Here is a 16462-nt window from a genome sequence, read left to right on the forward strand (position 1 = left end):
AATTTTGCGCCTCTACGCCGCGTCTATTTCTGGCGCACGCCGAAACTCTGAAAACCCTGGCGCATCAGCGGCTTCTTGGACGACAGCACGCCGGAATTGACGCCGGTCCAGCCGATCTCGCCGGAGAGCTTGCCATATTCGATCTTGGGGCAGCGGTTCATCACCACCTTGATGCCGGCGGCTTCGGCGCGAGCGGCTGCCTCGTCATGGCGCACGCCAAGCTGCATCCAGATGACTTTCGGCAAGGGATCGAGTTGCAACACCTCGTCGACGATCCCTGGGACCGCCGCGGCATTACGGAAAATATCGACCATGTCGATCGGCCCCGGTATGTCGGCCAGCCTGGCATAGGTCATTCGGCCGAGGATTTCCTTGCCGGCCTGGCCAGGATTGATCGGGAACACCGAAAACCCCTTGGCCAGCAGGTATTTCAGGACGAAATAGCTCGGCCTGACATCATTGGCCGACGCCCCGACCATGGCGATCGACTTCACCGAATTGAGGATGCCGCCGATATAGGCGTTGTCGTAGCTATCGTGATTCATGCCTCGTCCTCATACAACGCCTCGGCGAGAAAACCATCCGGGTCATTGCTGAAATCGCGCAGCATGCGGAAGTGGTCCGTATCGCGAAAGTCGGCAGGCTCGAGCCCAAAGCGGCTGATGCGGAACAGCTGCGCGCCGGGACAGGCCATCAACAGCGGCGAATGGGTCGCCATGATCACCTGCGCGGTGCCCGATTGGTCCATGCGCCGCAGCATCTTCAGCAATTCGATCTGGCGCGTCGGCGAAAGCGCGCTCTCGGGCTCGTCGAGGATATAGATGCCTTGCCTGCGGCAGCGCTCCTCGAAGAAGCGGATGAAGCCTTCGCCATGCGACCAGGACAGGAAATCCGGCGGCGGTGGCTTGAACGGATCTTCCAGCGCTGCCTGGTCGAGGTAGCGGGCCACCGAGTAGAAGGATTCGGCGCGAAAGAACCAGCCGGCAGTGACTTTTGGCAACCAGTGCCCACGGAAGGTGTTTGCCAGCGCAGCACCACTCTTGTCGATGGCGACGGAATGGTCGACGGGCCGGTAACCCTTGCCGCCGCCCGCTTCGTCATAGCCGGCCAGCGCCCCGATCGCCTCGAGCAGCGTGGATTTACCGGTGCCGTTCTCGCCGACGATGATGGTGATGGGCGTGGTGAATTCGAGCTCGAACGCGTGGCCGCGAAACAGCGGCAGGTTCCACGGATACTTCTCCCAGTCCGTGACCCGCTCCCGGTCGAGCAAAATCCGTTTGAGGTACGGTGCCTTGAGCCGTGTCAGTTGCTTGCGGTAGGCCATCAATCCGGCAGCGAAATCGTGCCGTCGTCCGCGATCGGAAAGGCCGGGTTGTGCGCCACCTCCCAAACATGCCCGTCGGCATCGGCGAAGTATCCATACCAGCCGCCCCAGAAGGCGCGGCCGGCCGGCTTGATGATGCGCCCGCCAGCCTTTTCCGCCTGCGCCAGCACTTCGTCGACCTCGGCATCGGAGCGGGTGTTGTAGGCGAGATAGACGGCCGAGGGCGCCTGGGCGAAGGTGATACCGGAGTCCTCCTCGGCGCTGGGGCGCGGGAACAGGCCGAGGATCGCGCCGCCCATCTGGAAGAAGGCGACACCGTCGGTGATCCCCGCGTGGCGCTTCAGACCCATCGCCTCGTAGAAGCGCACGGCGCGATCCAGATCTTCGGTGGCGATGGTGATGATGGAAATGCGCGGTTCCATGATCCTATTCGTCCGTCCATTCCGGCTTGCGCTTGCCGATGAAAGCGCCGATGCCCTCTTCCGCGTCCCGCGCCAGCATGTTTTCGACCATGACTCGACCGGTATAGGCATAGGCATCGGCCAAGCCCATCTCGGCCTGCGCGTAAAAAGCTTCCTTGCCGGTCTTGATCACCAAAGTGGATTTGGAAGCAATGGTTTGCGCGTATTTGGTGACAATCTGATTCAGGTACTCGCGCGGCACGACCCGGTTCACGAGGCCGAACTCCTTGGCGGTCGCGGCGTCGATCGTCTCGCCGGTCAAGAGCATCTCCATCGCCTGCTTGCGCGAGACGTTGCGCGATAGCGCAACCATCGGCGTCGAGCAGAACAGGCCGATGTTGACGCCCGGCGTGCAGAAGGTCGCCTCGTGCGAGGCGATCGCCAGGTCGCAGCTGGCGACCAATTGCAGGCCGGCGGCTGTCGCCAGGCCGTCCACCTCGGCGATGACAGGCAAGGGATGGCGCACGATCGTCTGCATCAGCATGGCGCAAGCGGCAAAGGTCTCTTCGAAGAAGGCCTTGCCGCGATCGGCATCGGCACGCCGCGCGGTCATTTCCTTGAGGTCGTGGCCAGCGCAGAACACCTTGCCGGCCGCCGACAGCACAATAACGCGAACGGCCTTGTCCGCCTTGGCGCGTTCCAACTCCGCCACGAGCGCCACCATCACCGAAAGCGACAGGGCATTGGCGGGCGGATTGGCGAGCGTCAGGCGCAGCACGCCCTTCTCCCGTCTTGTCGTGACCGGGCCCTCGTCGGCGGCAGCAGGCTTGATGGCAAGGATTTCGGCCATGGCTAAGGTCTCCGCGATTCCGGTGGTGCCGGCAGAGTATCTAATATCGGATCGGGTTTCGTCCAACACCCATCGCTTGCGCCAGCATGATGTATATGTTGCCAGAAACACCCGGCTGCGCCCATACAGGCTTGGCGCAGAACGAGAGACCGATATGCCCGCCCAGACCAACCTCAAGCCGGTGCTGACCGCAACGCAGATCAATTTGTTAATGGAAACCGTCTTTCCCCAACTCAACGAGAGTGCCGCCGCCTACGAGGCGATCGACGTGTTTCCAGGCGGCTGCATCGTACGGCTCAATGCCGGTGAACGGCATTTGCGTCCCGGCGGCACGGTGTCCGGCCCTGCCCTGTTCACGCTGGCCGACATTGGCGGCTATGTCTGCGTGCTCAGCCATGCCGGGCCGGATGCGCTCTCGGTCACCACCAACCTCAACATCAACTTCGTGCGCAAGGCCGAAGCCGGGCCGATCGATGGCCATTGCCGTATCCTGAAGCTCGGCAAGAGCCTGATGGTGTTCGATATTGACATCGTCGCCGGCCCGGAAGGACACACGATCGCGCATGCCACGGGCACCTACTCGATCCCGCCGCAGCGCGCCGCCAATGTGGTAAAATAATACCTTTAGTCCAACATGCTGTTTCTGCAGCCTTTTCTGCGCTACAGGACTTTTCCGCTACCTTGACGCAGTTACTCCGCTCGCCTATAAGCCTTCACGAAGCAGCGGCCCGCAAAGGCCGCCGTTTTGTTATTGGCTGATGACAAGCGTCTTTCGCCAATCCAAGCAACAAGAAACGCCTTCACTCCCGAAGGTCAGAACCGAGAGCAGAAAACATGACAACCTTTTCGCAGAAGCCTGCGGATGTGGTGAAGAAGTGGATCCTGATCGACGCCGAGGGTCTCGTCGTCGGCCGTCTCGCCACTGTCATCGCCAATCATCTTCGCGGCAAGCACAAGCCGACCTTCACCCCGCATGTCGACGACGGCGACAATGTCATCGTCATCAATGCCGACAAGGTGGTATTCACCGGCAAGAAGTTCACCGACAAGGTCTATTACTGGCACACCGGCCACCCCGGCGGCATCAAGGAGCGCACCGCGCGTCAGCTGCTCGAGGGCCGTTTCCCCGAGCGTGTCGTCGAGAAGGCCGTTGAGCGCATGGTTCCGCGTGGCCCGCTCGGCCGCCGCCAGATGAAGAACCTGCGCGTCTATGCAGGTGCCGAGCATCCGCATGTCGCCCAGCAGCCAGAAGTCCTCGACGTGGCCAAGCTGAATTCCAAGAACAAGAAGGTCGCATAAGATGGCTGAGCTTTCCTCGCTCGCAGAACTGGGCGCCGCCACCGGCAACACCAACACGCAGGCCGCCGCCCCCGTCCACGTCCAGAAGCTCGACAAGTCGGGCCGCGCTTACGCCACCGGCAAGCGCAAGAACGCCATCGCGCGCGTCTGGGTGAAGCCGGGTTCCGGCAAGATCGTCGTCAACGACAAGGAATTCGCGACCTATTTCGCGCGTCCGGTCCTGCAGATGATCCTCAACCAGCCGATCATCGCGTCCAACCGCTCGGGCCAATACGACATCATCGCCACCGTCGTCGGCGGCGGACTTTCCGGCCAGGCCGGCGCGGTGCGTCACGGCATCTCGAAGGCGCTGACCTATTACGAGCCGGCGCTGCGCGCCGTGCTCAAGAAGGGCGGCTTCCTGACCCGCGACAGCCGCGTCGTCGAGCGCAAGAAGTACGGCAAGGCGAAGGCCCGCCGTTCCTTCCAGTTCTCGAAGCGCTAAGCGGTTCGAATTTCGGACAATCGAAAAGGCCGCCTCCGGGCGGCCTTTTTGCTTGGACGCGGCGGTTCAATTGATGCTGGCGGTCGCGGCTGGCTCGATGCGTTCGCCCGTGCCGGCATAGGGCACCCGATAACCATTCGCCGCCAGCCAGCCGATCGCCGCTTTCGGCTCGTCGGTCTGGATGATGGTGGCGCCACGATCGGCCCAGAAGCCCCAGGCTTCGCGCGGCAAGCTGGCCTGGACCGCCAGTTCGTCGCCACGGCCGCCGGCGAGGAAGCCGCCTGGCTTGTTGACGATGGCATAGGTGTCGGCCCAGATGTGCCAGTCGCCCCTTACCGCCTCGGCGCGCATGCGCGTGCTGAACAGCGGCCCGCCGGTTTCGGTCAGCGTCTCGGCGCCCGCCCGCCAGTTGATCAGTTCGATCGCGCGCGGCGCGAAAGCGTGGTCGACCGTCGAGGCGAAGCCCGCATCATGGACCGCGTCATCGGCGATGATCGGCATGAACTGGAAGCCCCCGCCTGCGGCAGTCATGGCCGCCTTCACCGTGCTGATCCTGTTCTGGTCCCAAAGGTTTTCCTTGACGATGACTTGCTCGGCCATGCCGAGGTCGCGCGCCACCGCGATCATGCCCGGGAGGTCGCCGACCTCGAGCTTGTTGTCGAGATTGATGAGGATTCTGTCCCGTGTCGCCATCAGCATCTCGCGCAATGTCGAGACGGTCTCGTTGGTGACGGCATGGGTGCCCTCGATCACCAGCCGGCATCTCTTCAACTCGGCCAGCGTGTAGTTGATGACCTCGCCCTTGCAGGTCGTCGTGCGGTCGAGCCAGCTGTCATGCATGACGATGAACGCGCCGTCCTTCGAGCGCCGGATGTCGACCTCGACGATTTCGGCGCCGATCGCGATCGAGCCCTCCACGGCGACAAGCGAGTTTTCCGCATAGAGCGTCTTGCCGGCCTGCATGCTGCCGGCGCGATGGGCGGCCACCATGACATGGTCGCGCCACTGGTTGGCATGTTCGAAGCGGTCGAGGATCTGCCTGGCGCGGGTTTCGCCGGCCAAGGCTTGACCGGAAGCGGCGGAAAGCGCCGTGGAAAGCAGAAGGCTCAGCCAGATCGTCCGCATCGAGAATCGCTCCTTGCCGGATCGAGCCGGGGATAGGCGACATCGGTGACATCCCGGTGAACGAAGCCGGCTAAAGCGCGTCGCGTCGAAACGGATTCAGGCGACGCGCTTTACAGCGTCGCGGCGAATCGGCTTCGCCCGACCCGCTGTAAGCTCCTGATTTTATGCATGTCGTTGTCCCGGAACCGAGGACGCTTCCGGGCGACGTGCATTAGGTCTTTGTTTTCTGCATGTCGTCTTCCCCAAAACCGAGCTCAATTTGGGCGACATGCATTAGCGGTTGGACGGATGCGGGTCAGATGCGCTTCGACAGCCGGCGGAACCAGGCCATCGCAGGCATTTCGACCAGGCGCCATGTCACCCACGACACGGCGATGGTGGCGGCGAACATGACGACGATCGCCACGGTCCCCGTCCAGCCGGCGCCAAAGCCGGTCGCGGGCTCGCCACGCAGCACGATGTCGCCAACCAGGCCGAGGCCGAGTTTGCGCTCGACCAGCCCGGCGACATTGATCAGGCGCGCCTGAACGAAGATGTGGACCATGTAGATCGAATAGGACAGCGCGCCGAGCGTCAGCATGAACGGCGTCCTCAGCAACGCGCTGATCCAGCCGCCTTCATGGGCGAAGAGAAACAGCGCCAAGGCGAACACCAGGGGCGCGGCAATGCCGGCGTCATTGTCGCCCGCCAGCGAGACAAAGAGAGCGATGACGACCACCATGACGATTTCGGCAACAGTCCAGCTCATCCTCGGGCCGTTTGCGGCCAGAACCTGTCGCGCTCCTGCAATGGAATCATGCTGAAACCAGGCCAGCAGGGCGCCCAGCGAGAAGCCGTAGAGGCAGCGGATGAAGCCGAAATCATAGGACACATCCATATGATGCGTGGAGAAGCCGAGCAGGAACAGCGGCGCGGTGACAGCGGCGGCGACCAACCATATCCAGGCGCGCGCGCCGGCGACGAAGACCACCCCGGCAAACAGGAGATAGGCAAAGAACTCGGCCGAGATGCTCCAGCTCGGGGCGTTCCAGGTCAACCGATCCTCGAAGCCGACACCTTGCAGCAAAAGGAGATTGGCAGCCAAGCTCCTGAGGTCGAAGCCACCGGTGAAAGGAGCAGCGCCCGTGCCATGCAGCTGCGGCAGCACGAGCCGCAGCAGCTCGAAGGCGGCAAAGGCGGCAAGCATGACCAGATGCAGCGGATAGATGCGGCCGAAACGGACTAGCACGAAGCGGCAGACCTCCTGAGTGCGGCCGAGCCGATCGGCATAGCTGGAGGCGATGACGAAGCCGGAAAGGACGAAGAAGAAGTCGACGAAGAGATAGGACGAACCGATGAAGCTGCTCTGCGAGATCGTCGAGGCGGTCGGGAAATGAAACAGCGCCACCAGCAACGCGCAGATGCCGCGCCACGAATCGAGAACCCGGAACCGATCGCCGGCGATCGTACCGGTGTGGGTCGACACCACGGCATCCGACGGATTAAGAAACGCGGTCTGCGTCATGATGATACAAGTCCTGTCTTGCCGTGGCACCCGGGCGGCGCGGTTTCGTCTCCCCAAGCCGTGACTGGCATCTTCCATGCCGGTTCTGTAGTTGTTGCACCCCGATGAAAACGAGGACCCGTAATGGCGACCAACACCATCGACCATGCCTTCACCGCCCGCTCCAAAACGGGTGGTGCCCTCGAGCCGACCTACTCCGGCGCGCTGTCTTTCATGCGGCGCAAATACACCAAGGACGTGAAGGGCGCGGATGCGGTGGTGTGGGGCATTCCCTTCGACGCCGCCGTCACCAACCGACCGGGCGCCCGGTTTGGGCCGCAGGCGATCCGCCGCGCCTCCGCGATCCTCGACAACGACCCGCAATACCCGTTCTCGCGCGATCTGTTCGAACACCTTGCCGTGGTCGATTATGGCGATTGCCTGCTCGATTCGGGCAACCATCAGAAGACGCCCGGCACGATCGAGCGCGAGGCGGCCAAGATCCTGAAATCGGGCGCCTTCCTGCTGACGCTCGGCGGCGACCATTTCGTCACCTGGCCGCTGCTCAAGGCGCACGCCGCCATCCACGGACCGCTGGCCTTGGTGCAGTTCGACGCCCATCAGGACACATGGCCCGATGACGGCAAGCGCATCGACCATGGTTCCTTCGTCGGCCGCGCGGTCAAGGAAGGCATCATCGATCCCGATCGCTCGATCCAGATCGGCATTCGCACCCATGCGCCCGACACATTCGGCATCAAGATTCTCCATGGTCATGAAATCGAGGAAATGCGCGCCTCCGACATCGCCTACGCGATCGTCGATCGCACCGGTGGCAAGAAGACGTATCTGACCTTCGACATCGACTGCCTGGATCCGGCCTATGCGCCGGGAACCGGCACGCCGGTTTCGGGCGGCCCGTCGTCGGCGAAGATCCTGTCGACGCTGCGCCAGCTGAACCAGGTCGATATTGTCGGGGCCGATGTCGTGGAGGTTGCGCCGGCCTACGATCACGCCGATATAACGGCGATCGCCGGTTCGATGGTGGCCATGCAATATCTCGGTCTGCTGGCCGAGCGAAAGGCCCGGCTCGAGGAGCTGAACAACGGCAACCACAATGGCGCCACGGTCAATCATGGCAACGGCATATAGTTTCGAGATATCAGGGAATTTGATCAGGCAATGAAACCGAAAATCTTCATCGATGGCGAGCACGGCACCACCGGCCTCCAGATCCGGGCGCTGCTTGCCGAGCGCGGCGATCTGGAGATCATTTCCGTCCCGGTCGAGCGCCGCAAGGAAACGGCCGCCCGCGCCGAATTCCTCAACGCCGCCGATATCGCGATCCTATGCCTGCCCGACGATGCGGCCAAGGAAAGCGTCTCGCTGATCGCCAACGAAACCACCAAGGTCATCGATGCGTCGACCGCGCATCGCGTGGCCGAAGGCTGGGAATATGGCTTCGCCGAACTGGACAAGGAGCAGGCGAAAAAGATCGCCACGGCCAAGCGCGTCGCCAATCCCGGCTGCTGGCCGCAGGGGCCGATCGCAACGCTCAGGCCACTGGTCACCGCAGGCCTGCTGCCGGCCAGTTTCCCGATCGCGGTCAACGGCATTACGGGCTATTCGGGCGGTGGGCGCCCGATGATCGAGGATTATGTCGCCAAGGGCGAGGACGCTTCGGAATTCCTGCCCTATGGCCTGACCCTGCAGCACAAGCACGTGCCGGAATTGAAGGCCTATGCGAAGCTGTCGCATGATCCGATCATGCAGCCGGCGGTGGGCAATTTCGCGCAAGGCATGATCACGGTGGTGCCGTTGCAGCTCGGTGGCCTCGACCGCGTGCCAACGGGTGCCGAACTTCACGCCGCCATTGCGGACCATTTCGCCGCGATCCAAGGCGGCGTGGTCGAGGTGGCGCCCTATACGCATCTGGAACGCGTGCCTGACATCGATCCGGAGATCTACAACGGCACCAACCGCATGAAGGTCTATGTCTTTGCCAACGACAGCAGAGCCCAGGCGCTGCTGCTGGCGGTCTACGACAATCTCGGCAAGGGCGCTTCGGGTGCGGCCGTCCAGAACATGGACCTGATGCTCGGTCTCTGATGGATGCACCAGCCTTTCCAGCGCGCTGGAAGGTCAGCGAACCGGAACTCATGGCCGAGACCTTTTCGAGCGGCATCTGGAAGGTGCGGCTCGAGGACGGCTCCCCAGACCGCCAGGTGCATATCGCCGTCGCCCAGGCCAGGCTCGATGCGCTCAAGGCCGCTGACAGGGTTGCCAAGGCAAATCAGGACCAGGCGGCCAGGCCGACCAGGACAAATCGGCACCATCCGCCGCCGCACTGCGTCAGGCTGAATTCGACGGCGAGAAGACGACCCAGTCGAACGAATTCTGGATGTGATCGGCTGCACTCAACGTCCGACGGCAATCTCGTTGGGTAAGGGATAGGCGCCCTTGGTGCCGCGCCAATGCGCGGCGGCAAAGCCCAGCACGACGAGCGCGAAAGCCTGATGGGTCAGCGCCATGTGCAGTGGCACCTGCATCAGCAGCGTACCAATACCGATCGAAGCCTGCACCAGCACTAGAACGAACAACAGTGTCGCGCGTCGCGCATGCGTTGAGCCGGGCAGACGCAGACGCGTGGCGATCATGTGCCAGAGCGCGACGGCGAAGACCGTATAGGCGCCAAGCCGATGGATGAACTGCACCGTTTTCGGACTTTCGAAGAAATTGCGCCACGCCGGCTCGAGGACGAGCAGATCGCCGGGAATGATCCGGCCGTCCATCAGCGGCCAGGTGTTGTAGCTCATGCCGGCGTCGAGACCGGCAACCAGGCCGCCGAGATAGATCTGGACCAGCGCCAGAAGCACGATGAAACCAGCCAGCCGCTGCGTCGAGCGATCGGCCGCGGGCTCGGAATGCGGCGCAAGGCCACGCGCGACGACCATGGTCGCGGTAAAGATAAGTGCCGCCAGCGTGAGATGCGTCGCCAGCCTGTACTGGCTCACCGACACGCGGTCGACCAGGCCGGACGCCACCATCCACCAGCCGATGGCCCCCTGCAGGCCGCCGAGAAGCAGAATGCCGACCAGTTTCGGCCCAAGGCCGCGCTCGATGCGACGCGTCGCCCAGAAGACCAGCAGCGGCAAGGCAAAGACCAGGCCGACGCTGCGCGCCAGCAGGCGATGCGCCCATTCCCACCAGAAGATCGACTTGAACGCCTCGACGCTCATGCCCTTGTTGAGTTCGGCGTATTGCGGGATCTGTTGATAGCGCTGGAATTCCTCCTGCCACTCGGCGTCGTTGAGCGGCGGGACGACGCCATGGATCGGCTGCCATTCGGTGATCGAAAGGCCGGATTCGGTCAACCGCGTGGCGCCGCCAACCAGCACCAGCGCGAACAGCACCAGGAGCACGACATAGAGCCAGCCGCGCACGAGTGCCCGGTTGTGCAGGTCGCGGTCGCGGGCCTGATAAGGCGCGGCGGCGGTGATGGCGGCCATGAATATGTCCCGGCAGGTTGAATGTCGCGGATTGGTGAACCATCGCACTCCTGCTGGCAAGGCCGCGCAGCGCGGCACGCCGTCGCGCCCGGTGTCGTGGGTTGCGCGTGCCTTGCGTTCGGCCTAAGCGGTAGCCATCAACGAGGCCAAGACATGCCCATTCGCCTGAAAAAACTGATCGGAATGTTCCTGCTGTTGGCGCTGGTCATCATCTACGCGCTGGTCGCCTCGATCTTCGCCGTCGCCCGCCTGTCGGAATCGGGCGCACTGGTGCAATTCCTGTTCTTCCTCGTCAGCGGCCTGCTCTGGGTGCTGCCGGCAATGGGCATCATCAAATGGCTGATGCTGGAGCCGCGGACTAAGCGCTGAAGCCCTGCCCAGTCATGCCTTACGTCAGACTGTAACAAGCATCTTGCCGGCATTGGCGAGCGGGGTCGTCACGCCCGACAGCATGGTGCGGATGTGGGCGAGGCTCTGGTAGCGGCCATTGACCGAAATGCGCGGCAAGGCATGCAGGAAGCCGGCATGTTCGGCGCGCAGCACGCCGTGGCGGGTGGTCACGGCTGAGGCATAGCCGGCGTCGCGCGCAAAGCCCACTTCGCGGCAGCCGACGGCGCTGGCATAGCCATAGGGATAGGCGAAATGGCGCGGCTCCTCGCCAAGCCCGGTCCGCAGCATGTCCTTGACGGCGCCGATCTCGCGCCGCGCATCGGCCTCGGAAAGCCGCTTCAGGTTGCTGTGGTTGATCGTGTGGGCGCCTATCGTCACCAGAGGGTGCGCGGCGACGGCGCGGATCTCATCCCAGTTCATCAGCGTGCGCAGGCGCGGGGCGTCGGCGTCGACACCATGCGACGCGGCGAGACCGCGCAGCACGGTCCGCAGGTCTTCCTCGCGGACCTCGGTGGTGAAATAGGCATGCAAGCGGGCAATGGCCTGATGTTTCCTGGCGGGGGTCCCGCAATCGATCACCGCACGGCCGTTCGATGTGGCCAAAGTCAGGCGGTCGCATGCATTGACGATATCCTCCACCACATCCCACCAAAGGTGGGCGGAGCCATCGATCAGCCCGGGCGCCACATAGATGGTGAGCGGCGTGCCATGCTTTTCCAGCACCGGCAGGGCCTCGGTCATGTTGTCGCGATAGGCATCGTCGGCGGTGATGGTGGCGAACCGGCCGCCCTTGCCGCCTGCCTCGATACGCTCCACCGCTTCATCCATCGAAACGAAGGCATAGCCGCCCGCTTTCATGTCGGCGATCACGGCATCGAGGAAACTGGGCGCGATGTTGAGGTGCCGGTTGACGCTGTCGGGCTTTTCGGGCGTCGCCGTCACGCGATGCAGCATCAGGATGGCGCCGATGCCGCCGACAAACGGCCTGGCCAGCGGTGCGAGGCCGGTATAACGGGCGACGTTGAGCGCCAGTTTCCGGATTGCCTCCCCACCGTCGATCATTCATTCACCTTTTGCGCCTAGGCTAACCAAACACGGAATACGCCCGAGCGCCCCCCAAATCGGGATCAATACGCCTTAAGGATTGAGGTATGGTTGACGCAACCGCGTCATTTGACGGCAAGCGGCTCGCGGCGAGCCAGGCCACGCCACGCACACTACCCAGAAATGCCGCGGGGCCGTCGGTTTCCATTGCCGCCGCCGAGGGGCTCGCGGCATATGCGACGTTCTGTCGTTCGGCGCTCTGTGCTCCAGCGCAAAGTGCGGCATGGGTGTTGAACTGGGCCGCCGAGGTCAGGCCCGATCTGCTCATTGCCACGCTGGAACTGGAGGGCAAGCCGGCCTTCGCACTGGCGTTGGAGGTGGTCAAGCGCGGCCCGTTGCGGGTCGCCCAGTTCATGGGCGGCCGCCACGCCAATGGCAATTTCTGCGCCGCCGAACCGCAATGGCTGGCCAGCGGCGACCTCACGGCCATCCAGTCGATGCTCGCGGCGATCGCCAAATTCCGCCCCGATATCGATCTCATCGCGCTGGAAAGATTGCTGCCCGATCTCGACGGCATCGCCAATCCGCTGGCATCGCTCGATCACTTCGCCAGCCCCAATCTTTCGCTGGCCGTCGACCTCAGCGGCGGATTCGATGCGCTGCTGCTGCGCGCCAGCGGCAAGCGCAAACGCAAGAAGCATCGTTCGCAGACACGCAAGTTCGAGGCTGTCGGTAGCTACCGGCGCATCGAGGCGAGCAGTGCCGACGACGTGGAGAGGCTGCTCGACGCGTTCTTCGAGATGAAGGAACAGCGCTTCCGCAAGATGGGCATCGCCAACGTCTTCGGTGACGACCGGACCCGCGCCTTCTTCCGAGGACTGTTCAAGCAAGCACTTGCCGAGGACAAGCCTTGCTTCGTGCTGCACGGGCTGGAAGTAGCCGGCAAGCTGCGCGCCGTCACCGGAGCGAGCCGCTCGGGCGGGCGGCTGATCTGCGAGTTCGGAGCGATCAGCGAGGATGATCTTGCCCACACCAGCCCGGGCGACTTCCTGTTCTTCGACAACATCCAGGATGCCTGCCGGAGCGGGTTCGCGGTTTATGATTTCTCCGTCGGAGACGAGCCTTACAAACGGTTATGGTGCGATATTGAAACCCGGCATTTCGAAGTCCTCGTCCCGCTGACGCTCAAGGGCCGTGCGCTGGGACAGGCGCTTCGCCAGGGCGCGCGGCTGAAGGCCTTTGTCAAGAACAGCCCGGCAATCTGGAAGCTCGCCAAGCTGCTGCGCCGCAAGGCCGTTGGACAGACAGCGCCCGTGCCCACGGAAGACGAAAACTAGCCCCAATACGCCACAGGATATTCGATGTGACGACGCTGGAACTCGAATAGACCTGATGGGCCTCTGAACAGCTGTTATCTCAAGCAGCCGAACGCCGCCCCGGCACCGGATTGCCTGGCGGCTCGTGGCCGAGCGGCGTCACCAGCGTCAGGTCGGGATAGCCGCTCTCGATCAGCTTGACCGCGGCCTGCGTCACCTCGTCGTCGGCCTCCAGCATGGACAAGAACACCTCGGTGGCCTCGCCGCCCAAACGGCTGATGCCTTGTGCATCGGCCGGCCCGCACTCGACCACCACCAGATCGTAGGCTGTTGTCAACGACTGCATTATGATCGGCAGCCGATCGGCGGCACGCATGGCACGGACCGGATCGGCGGTGCCGACGGGGATGACATGGCAGTCGGAATAGAGGTCGCCATGGATCACGTCGCTGAACTGCGCCTGCGACGCCAGCAGATTGGTGATGCCGGGGAAAAGCCCGCTGTCCAGCATCGGGCGCGAGGCAGCCCCTGAGGCAGTGAGGTCGAGCAGCAGGACGCGCAGTCCGGCGTCGGAAACCTCGCGCGCCACCAGGATCGCCGACGCCGCCGCTTCATCGCCCTCGGGGGAAACGAATATGGCGCGCGCGGCCCCGCTGGCGATCAGCTTCTCGGCTGCCTTCTCGACGTCGATCTCGCCGAGCACGGAGCGCGGCCGCCGAACCTCCACGGGTTCCGGCTCAGCCATGGGCTCAGGCTCTGCCACGGGTCCAGATTTGGTCAAGGATTCGGATTTGGCCAACGGTTCAGGCTCGGCGATAGGCTCCGCTTTGGCGACGGGCCCGAACTCGGCGGCAGGCCGCGGCTGCGCCGGAGTTTCCGTGACCGTTTCGGGCCATGATACGTCGGCGGTGCGAGTGGCGCGCTCAGTGGCGACAGCCGGTTCGCGGCCGGTGGACGGCTCCTGATAGGCGGCCGGCGGCATCGTCACCTCGTCGATCGGTTCAAACCGCGCGCCCCTGGCCGGGCGCATGGCACGGCCCGAGAAAAGCTCCCGCAGTAGCGTGAACACGGCCGCCAGCAGAAGGGAAGCCGCGGCGGCAGCACCGACGATCGGCCCGACCTTGGGGAAGTATGGCTCTGCGGGGACCGAAGCCGGTGAGGCGATGCGGGCGTCGACCGGGATATAATTGCGATCCTGACGCGACGCCGCCTCGCGATAATTGGTTAGGTAGAGTTCGAGCTGCTGGCGCTTGGCGGCGGCATCGCGCTGCAGCGCGTCGAGACCGACCTGCTGCTCACCGGCCTGCGCCGAAGCAGCCTTGAGCGTGTTGACGTCGGCGACGAGCTGGCTTTCGCGCGCCTTGGCGGCATCGGCCTGCATCGCCAGGCCCTTCATGATCTTCTGGGCTTCGCTGCGGATCTGCGCGTCGAGATCGGCCAGTTGCGATTTGGCCGCGCGAACACGCGGATGATTGTCGAGCAGCGTCGTCGACAGATCGGCGATGTTGGCGCGCAGCTCGACTTGGCGCTCCCGCAAGCGCTGGATCAGATCGGAAGACAGCACTTCCGGCAGCGAATCCAGCGATCCGCCGTTCTGCAGCGCCTTGCGCACGCTCTCGGCCGTGCCTTCGGCCGCGGCCCGGTTGGCCCGCACCCGCGACAACTCGGTCGACAGTTCGGCCAATTGCTGGGTGGCCAGGGTGGAATTGTTGCCGCCCATCAGGAGGTCGGACTGCGAGCGATAAGCCGCGACCTTGGCTTCGGCATCCCTGACCTGCTTGGACAGGTCGGCGATCTCGGGCGCCAGGAAGTCGGCGGCGGCGGTGTTCGATTCGCTCTTGGCCGCGCCCTGCCCCGCAATGTACGCGGCGGCAATGGCATCGGGGATGGCGGCCGCGAGCTTCGGATCTTCCGAGGAGAACTCGATGGCAATGATGCGAGTCTTTTCAACGCCGTAGACGTTGAGCTTCTCGCGCATCTTCTTCAGGACACGTTCGTCGGCCGGAACATCCATCGGGTCGTTCTTCAGGCCAAGCAGGATCAGCACGCGGCTCAGCGACGACATGTTGATCGTCTCGTCGAACTCGGCCAGTCGCGACAGGCCGAGCTTCTGCGCGACCTGCTTGAGGATCTCGTTGGACGAAATTATCTGGACCTGGGTGGCAACGCCCTGCTCGTCGAGGATCGGCTTGTCGCTGTCCGGATTGCTGCTGGCGGGCCGCGTGTAGACCGATTCTCGCGGGGCGATCTCCACCTGCGTCTGGGCCTTGTAATGGCGGGTCGCGAACGACGCAGCCACGAAGGCAAGCCCCGTCACCACCAGAACGAAGACCAGAATCCGCAGCCAGTTGCGTCCCAGGCTGGCGAAGAGCTGCCTAAGATCAACGTCGACGTCTGCGGCCGCGGATTGAACGGACATGCATCCCACTCCGAAACTGGATCAGCATGCACCGTAAACAACTATGGTAACCCAGCCGTTAAGATCACGGTAAGCTTCCGTTAGGATTTTGCCGGGGCCGACAAAAAAATCGATAAAATAGCAAAACCTTGCCTGCTAAAACGCTATTGGCGCGCTCCTTTACCGGCCATTAACCCTAACAGGATGATAACGGACCCGATCCCAGATGTTTGCTGCGACATCGCAGCGGCCAGTCGAAGGTACCTGTCCGGTCATGAAAAGCACTGCTTCCCTGTTTCGCGCACTGCTTGCCGTTTCGATGCTCGCCGGCTGTTCCAGTTACCGGCCGACGCCGGCCGCCTTCCACGAGGTCCTCGAACAGCCCTATCGCCTCGGCGCAGGCGACCGGGTCCGCGTCACTGTGTTCGAACAGGAGGGCCTGACCAACAGCTACAGCGTCGACCAGTCCGGTTATATCTCCTTCCCGCTCGTCGGCGCCATACCGGCACGGGGCCATACCGCGCAGCAGATGGAAAAGGAGATCGCCGACAAATTACGGCAGGGCTATCTGCGCGACCCCGACGTCTCGGTCGAGATCGATCGTTACCGGCCGATCTTCGTCATGGGCGAAGTGGGCGCCGCCGGCCAGTATTCCTACGTGCCCGGCCTGACGGTGCAGAAGGCCATCGCCATTGCCGGGGGCTTCACGCCACGCGCCAACCAGGAGAGCGTCGACATCACCCGCGATATCAACGGCAAGGTGATAACTGGCCGTGTGGTCACCTCCGATCCCCTGCTGCCGGGAGATACCGTCTACGTCCGCGAACGTCTGTTCTGAC

The 16462-nt window shown here is 63.5% G+C and carries 17 protein-coding genes and 1 pseudogene; 9 read left to right on the top strand and 9 right to left on the bottom strand.

The window, feature by feature from the left end; translation table 11 throughout:
- Nucleotides 1-23: 23 nt before the first annotated feature.
- Genes FJ543_RS06330 through FJ543_RS06345 form a run of 4 tightly spaced genes read right to left on the bottom strand, consistent with a single transcriptional unit; the run spans nucleotide 24 to nucleotide 2575 of the window.
- Nucleotides 24-545, bottom strand: coding sequence for a CoA-binding protein (locus FJ543_RS06330; RefSeq protein WP_140874247.1), 522 nt, complete (start codon nucleotides 543-545; stop codon nucleotides 24-26).
- Nucleotides 542-1324 carry an AAA family ATPase gene (locus FJ543_RS06335; RefSeq protein ID WP_140874249.1) on the bottom strand — a complete coding sequence of 261 codons (783 nt, stop codon included), beginning with the start codon at nucleotides 1322-1324 and terminating at the stop codon, nucleotides 542-544. The genes FJ543_RS06330 and FJ543_RS06335 overlap by 4 nt, the downstream gene beginning before the upstream one ends.
- Complete coding sequence (locus FJ543_RS06340) at nucleotides 1324-1746, bottom strand: VOC family protein (RefSeq protein ID WP_140717524.1); 423 nt, start codon at nucleotides 1744-1746, stop codon at nucleotides 1324-1326. Before FJ543_RS06340 ends, FJ543_RS06335 begins: the two co-directional genes overlap by 1 nt.
- A gap of 4 nt (nucleotides 1747-1750) precedes the next feature.
- Nucleotides 1751-2575: an enoyl-CoA hydratase gene (locus FJ543_RS06345; RefSeq protein WP_140874251.1), complete on the bottom strand. Its 825-nt coding sequence runs from the start codon at nucleotides 2573-2575 to the stop codon at nucleotides 1751-1753.
- Between the two features lie 154 nt (nucleotides 2576-2729).
- Here FJ543_RS06345 and FJ543_RS06350 point away from each other — a divergent pair, with 154 nt between their 5' ends.
- The 3 genes from FJ543_RS06350 to rpsI all read left to right on the top strand — a co-directional run bounded on the left by FJ543_RS06350 (nucleotide 2730) and on the right by rpsI (nucleotide 4358).
- Complete coding sequence (locus FJ543_RS06350) at nucleotides 2730-3194, top strand: PaaI family thioesterase (protein ID WP_140661962.1); 465 nt, start codon at nucleotides 2730-2732, stop codon at nucleotides 3192-3194.
- Between the two features lie 215 nt (nucleotides 3195-3409).
- Nucleotides 3410-3874 carry a 50S ribosomal protein L13 gene (gene rplM / locus FJ543_RS06355; RefSeq protein ID WP_010915638.1) on the top strand — a complete coding sequence of 155 codons (465 nt, stop codon included), beginning with the start codon at nucleotides 3410-3412 and terminating at the stop codon, nucleotides 3872-3874.
- A 1-nt stretch (nucleotide 3875) separates the two neighbouring features.
- Nucleotides 3876-4358 (top strand): 30S ribosomal protein S9, encoded by a 483-nt coding sequence (rpsI, locus tag FJ543_RS06360; RefSeq protein ID WP_015318209.1) that lies wholly within the window; start codon nucleotides 3876-3878, stop codon nucleotides 4356-4358.
- Nucleotides 4359-4424: 66 nt separating this feature from the next.
- Here the strand turns inward: rpsI and FJ543_RS06365 are convergent, their stop codons facing one another.
- Both FJ543_RS06365 and FJ543_RS06370 read right to left on the bottom strand, forming a co-directional pair.
- Nucleotides 4425-5483 carry a glycerophosphodiester phosphodiesterase family protein gene (locus tag FJ543_RS06365; protein WP_140874253.1) on the bottom strand — a complete coding sequence of 353 codons (1059 nt, stop codon included), beginning with the start codon at nucleotides 5481-5483 and terminating at the stop codon, nucleotides 4425-4427.
- Nucleotides 5484-5778: 295 nt separating this feature from the next.
- Nucleotides 5779-6987 (bottom strand): acyltransferase, encoded by a 1209-nt coding sequence (locus FJ543_RS06370; protein WP_140874255.1) that lies wholly within the window; start codon nucleotides 6985-6987, stop codon nucleotides 5779-5781.
- A 123-nt stretch (nucleotides 6988-7110) separates the two neighbouring features.
- Between FJ543_RS06370 and speB the strand changes: the two genes are divergently transcribed.
- From speB to FJ543_RS31795, 3 genes and pseudogenes are all read left to right on the top strand, one after another.
- Complete coding sequence (gene speB, locus FJ543_RS06375; protein ID WP_015318212.1) at nucleotides 7111-8118, top strand: agmatinase; 1008 nt, start codon at nucleotides 7111-7113, stop codon at nucleotides 8116-8118.
- Nucleotides 8119-8148: 30 nt separating this feature from the next.
- Nucleotides 8149-9075, top strand: coding sequence for an N-acetyl-gamma-glutamyl-phosphate reductase (argC, locus tag FJ543_RS06380; RefSeq protein ID WP_140874257.1), 927 nt, complete (start codon nucleotides 8149-8151; stop codon nucleotides 9073-9075).
- A pseudogene (locus tag FJ543_RS31795) lies at nucleotides 9075-9182 on the top strand (3'-kinase); the annotation flags it as partial. The gene argC and the pseudogene FJ543_RS31795, both read left to right, overlap by 1 nt.
- A 201-nt stretch (nucleotides 9183-9383) precedes the next feature.
- Here the strand turns inward: FJ543_RS31795 and FJ543_RS06390 are convergent.
- A complete protein-coding gene (locus FJ543_RS06390) occupies nucleotides 9384-10475 on the bottom strand; it encodes a COX15/CtaA family protein (RefSeq protein ID WP_140874259.1) in 1092 nt (363 codons plus the stop codon).
- Nucleotides 10476-10628: 153 nt separating this feature from the next.
- On the opposite strand from FJ543_RS06390, the gene FJ543_RS06395 reads away from it, so the two are divergent.
- Nucleotides 10629-10844, top strand: coding sequence for a DUF2842 domain-containing protein (locus FJ543_RS06395; protein ID WP_015318215.1), 216 nt, complete (start codon nucleotides 10629-10631; stop codon nucleotides 10842-10844).
- 24 nt (nucleotides 10845-10868) lie between these two features.
- On the opposite strand, the gene FJ543_RS06400 is transcribed toward FJ543_RS06395, so the two are convergent.
- Nucleotides 10869-11927, bottom strand: a complete 1059-nt coding sequence (locus FJ543_RS06400; protein WP_140874261.1) for a polysaccharide deacetylase family protein — start codon at nucleotides 11925-11927, stop codon at nucleotides 10869-10871.
- Between the two features lie 89 nt (nucleotides 11928-12016).
- Between FJ543_RS06400 and FJ543_RS06405 the strand changes: the two genes are divergently transcribed.
- Nucleotides 12017-13246, top strand: coding sequence for a GNAT family N-acetyltransferase (locus FJ543_RS06405; protein ID WP_140874263.1), 1230 nt, complete (start codon nucleotides 12017-12019; stop codon nucleotides 13244-13246).
- Between the two features lie 79 nt (nucleotides 13247-13325).
- Here the strand turns inward: FJ543_RS06405 and FJ543_RS06410 are convergent, their stop codons facing one another.
- Complete coding sequence (locus FJ543_RS06410) at nucleotides 13326-15644, bottom strand: exopolysaccharide transport family protein (RefSeq protein WP_140874265.1); 2319 nt, start codon at nucleotides 15642-15644, stop codon at nucleotides 13326-13328.
- A 253-nt stretch (nucleotides 15645-15897) separates the two neighbouring features.
- On the opposite strand from FJ543_RS06410, the gene FJ543_RS06415 reads away from it, so the two are divergent.
- On the top strand, nucleotides 15898-16461 hold the full coding sequence (locus tag FJ543_RS06415; protein ID WP_041163468.1) for a polysaccharide biosynthesis/export family protein: 564 nt from the start codon (nucleotides 15898-15900) through the stop codon (nucleotides 16459-16461).
- The last annotated feature ends 1 nt before the right edge of the window (nucleotide 16462 follow it).

The organism is Mesorhizobium sp. B2-5-7 (assembly GCF_006440875.1).
GTDB classification, from domain to species: domain Bacteria; phylum Pseudomonadota; class Alphaproteobacteria; order Rhizobiales; family Rhizobiaceae; genus Mesorhizobium; species Mesorhizobium australicum.